A 3,729-nucleotide genomic window follows, 5' to 3' on the forward strand; every position below is an offset into this window, starting at 1 on the left:
GTGGTGGCGGGCGCCGGAGCGTGGCTGGTGTCGGGCCGGTCGGCCGAGGGCCTGACGGCTCAGGCGGAGCGGCTCGCCGGCTGGGCGGCCGCGCGGCCGGAGCTCGGGCCGGAGGACGTCGCCTGGTCGCTGGCGACCACGCGGTCGGCGTTCGAGCACCGGGCCGTGGTGGTGGGCACCGACGGCGGTGAGCTGCTGGCCGGGCTGCAGAGCCTGGCCGCCGGGGTGCCCAGTGGTGCCGTCGTCTCGGGTGTGGCGCGGCCGGGTGCGCGGACGGTGTTCGCGTTCGCGGGTCAGGGTTCGCAGTGGGTCGGGATGGGCCGGGAGTTGGCGCAGGTCAGCCCGGTGTTCGCGGCGCGGCTGGCGGAGTGTGCGCAGGCGTTGGCGCGGTTCGTGGACTGGTCGCTGGACGAGGTGCTCACCGGTGCCGAGGGCGCGCCGGAGATGAAGGCGGCGGACGTCGTCCAGCCCGCCCTGTGGGCCGTGATGGTCTCGCTGGCGGCCGTCTGGGAGGCCGCCGGGGTGGCTCCCGCCGCTGTGGTGGGCCACTCGCAGGGTGAGATCGCCGCGGCCACGGTTGCCGGAATGCTCAGCATCGAGGACGGCGCCCGGGTGGTGGCGCTGCGCTCGCAGTCGCTGAAGGTCCTCGCCGGTCTCGGCGGCATGCTCTCCGTGAGCCGGCCCGCCGCCGTCGTCGAGGAGCGCATCGCCCGCTTCGGCGAGCGTCTCTCCCTGGCCGCGGTCAACGGCCCCTCGGCCGTGGTGGTTTCGGGTGATCCGGAGGGCCTGGAGGAGCTGAAGGCGGAGTTCGAGGCGGAGGGCGTGCGCGCCCGGATGGTCGCCGTCGACTACGCCTCGCACTCCGCCCAGGTCGAGCGCCTCGAAGCCGAGATCACCTCCGTGCTCGCCGGGATCACCCCGCGGCACGGCCGCGTTCCGATGGTCTCCGCCATGACCGGCGAGACGCTGACGGGCGAGGAGCTGGACGCCGCCTACTGGTACCAGAGCCTGCGCGCGACCGTGCACTTCGACCGCGCCGTCCGCACCCTCGCCGGCCAGGGCCACCAGGTCTTCGTGGAGGTGACCCCGCACCCGGTGCTGATGGGGGCGATGAACGACACCCTGGAAGAGGTCGCCCAGGAGGCGGGCCCGGGCATCGTGCCGGCCGCCGTCTGCGGCACCCTGCGCCGCGACGAGGACGGCGCCGCCCGCCTGGTCACCTCGCTCGCCGAGGCCTTCGTCCACGGTGCGCCCGTGGACTGGAGTGCCGTCCTCCCGGCCGGCGAGCGGATCGAGCTGCCGACCTACGCCTTCCGGCACGAGCGCTACTGGCCGCAGGGGATGCTCCCCCTGTCGCTGGCGGGCGCCGGCCAGGACGCGGCGTCGCTCGGCCTGGGCGCGGTGGACCACCCGCTGCTCGGCGCGGCCGTCGAGCTGGCCGGCGGCACCGGCCTGGTCTGCACCGGGCGGCTGTCGCTGCGCACGCACCCGTGGCTGGCCGACCACACCGTGGGCGGGGCGGTGCTCCTGCCGGGCACCGGCTTCGTCGAGCTGGTGGTCCGCGCCGGCGACCAGGCCGGCTGCGGCCTGCTGGAGGAGCTGACGCTGCAGGCACCGCTGGTGCTGCCCGCCGACGGCTCCGGCGTCCAGGTCCAGGTCGTCGTCGCCGACGCCGACGCGGACGGACGCCGGACGGTCGAGGTGTTCTCGCGCCCCGACGCGGCCGACCTGCAGCAGGCCTGGGTGCAGCACGCGAGCGGCGTGGTGGCCCCGGCCCCGCTGGACGGGCGGACGCCGGAAGAGCTGGCGGTCTGGCCGCCGGAGGGCGCGACCGCGCTCGACGTCGACGAGGTGTACGCCGTCCGGCTGGCCGAGGTGTACGGGCCGGCGTTCCACGGCCTGCGCGCCGCCTGGCGCCGCGGGGACGACGTGTTCGCCGAGGTGGCGCTCCCCGAGTCGGTGGCACGGGAGGCGGGTGCGTTCGGCCTGCACCCGGCGCTGCTCGACGCGGCCCTGCACGCCGCGCTGCTGGAGGGCACGCCCCTGGCGGACTCGGACGGCGAGCCGGGCGAGGTCCGGATGCCGTTCGCCTGGACGGGCGTCGAGCTGCACGCGAGCGGCGCCTCCGTGCTGCGGGCCCGGCTGCGGCGGGACGCGCGGGGCGGTCTGGCGCTGACCGCCGTGGACCCCGCCGGGGCACCGGTGGTGTCGGTGGAGTCGCTGGTCAGCCGTCCGGTGTCGGCCGCCCAGCTACGGGCCGCCGACAGCGGGGTGACGGACGTGCTGTTCGTCGAGGAGTGGGCGCCGGTGGCCGGGGCCCCCGCCCCGGCCGGGACCTGGGCGCTGGTCGGCGACGACCGGTTCGGCGTGGTCGAGGGGCTGGCGGCCGCCGGCGTGCCGGTCCGGTCGTTCGCCGACCTGGCCGGGGTGGCCGCGGCCGCGGAGGCGGGCGAGGCCGCCCCGGACGTGGTGCTGGTCTGCGTCGGTGCGACCCCCGCACCGCCCGGGACGCCGACGGAGGCCGGGACCCCGGCGGCCGAGGCGGTCCCGGAGGCCGCCCGCCGGCTCGCCGCCGAGGCGCTGGCCCTGGCCCAGCAGTGGCTGGACGAACCGCGGCTGGAGTCCGCGCAGCTGGTGGTCGTCACCCGCGGCGGCGCGGCCGCCGCGAACGGCGAGGCCGTGGAGGACCTGGCCGCCGCCGCGGTCCGCGGCCTGCTGCGCTCGGCGCAGGCGGAGAACCCCGGTCGGCTGGTCCTGGTCGACCTTCCCGCCGCCGGTGCCGCCGCTGGTGCCGGTGCAGGCACGCAGATCGCCGTGCTCCCGGCGGTCCTCGCCGCCGGCGAACCCGAGCTGGCCCTCCGCGGCGAGTCCGCTCTCGGCCGGCGGCTCAACCGTCCGTCCGGCGCTGGAGCAGCGGTTGAACGGCCTTCGGGCCCCGTCGCCGACGACCCGCGGACGCTCCTGGTGACCGGTGGCACGGGCACGCTGGGCGGCCTGGTGGCCCGTCACCTGGTGGTGACCGGGCGGGCCCACGGCGTGGTGCTGACCAGCCGTTCCGGCCCGGCCGCCGCCGGGGTGGCCGGGCTGGCCGCCGAGTTGGCGCAGCTCGGTGCGTGGGTCCGGATCGTGGCGTGCGACGTCGCGGACCGGGCCGCGTTGGCCGCGCTCCTGGCGACCGTCCCGGCCGGGTGCCCGCTGGGCTCCGTCTTCCACGCCGCCGGGATCATCGACGACGGCGTGATCGGCACCCTGACCCCCGACCGGCTGGCGGCCGTCATGCGGCCGAAGGCCGACGCCGGGTGGCACCTCCACGAACTCACCCGGGGCCTCGACCTGGAGCACTTCGTCCTGTTCTCCTCGGCGGCCGCGGTCTTCGGCGCGCCCGGCCAGGGCAACTACGTCGCCGCCAACTCCTTCCTGGACGCGCTGGCCGGCCACCGCCGCGCCGCCGGCCTGGCGGGTCTGTCGCTGGCCTGGGGCCCGTGGGTGCACGAGGCGGGCATCGGCCGGGACCTGGGCGAGCGCCTGCTGACCCGGATCAGCCGGTCCGGGGTCGCGGCCCTGGGCGCGGACGAGGGCCTGGCCGTGATGGACGAGGCGATGGCCCGCGGCGAGGCCGTCCTGGTGCCGGCCCGGCTAGACGTGGCCGACCTGCGGGCGCGGGCCGCCCGCAGCGGTGACGTCCCGCCGCTGTGGCGGGCGCTGGCCGGCCGTCCGGCCCGGCGCAAC

At 77.7% G+C, this 3,729-nt stretch carries 1 protein-coding gene; it reads left to right on the forward strand.

Features of this window, described 5'->3' with window-relative positions; genetic code table 11:
- Positions 1-3,729 (forward strand): type I polyketide synthase (locus tag ABZ885_RS37380; protein WP_360199067.1); only part of this gene is annotated, 3,729 nt, incomplete at both ends.

Source organism: Kitasatospora sp. NPDC047058, assembly GCF_040643935.1.
In the GTDB taxonomy this organism is placed as follows: Bacteria; Actinomycetota; Actinomycetes; order Streptomycetales; family Streptomycetaceae; genus Kitasatospora.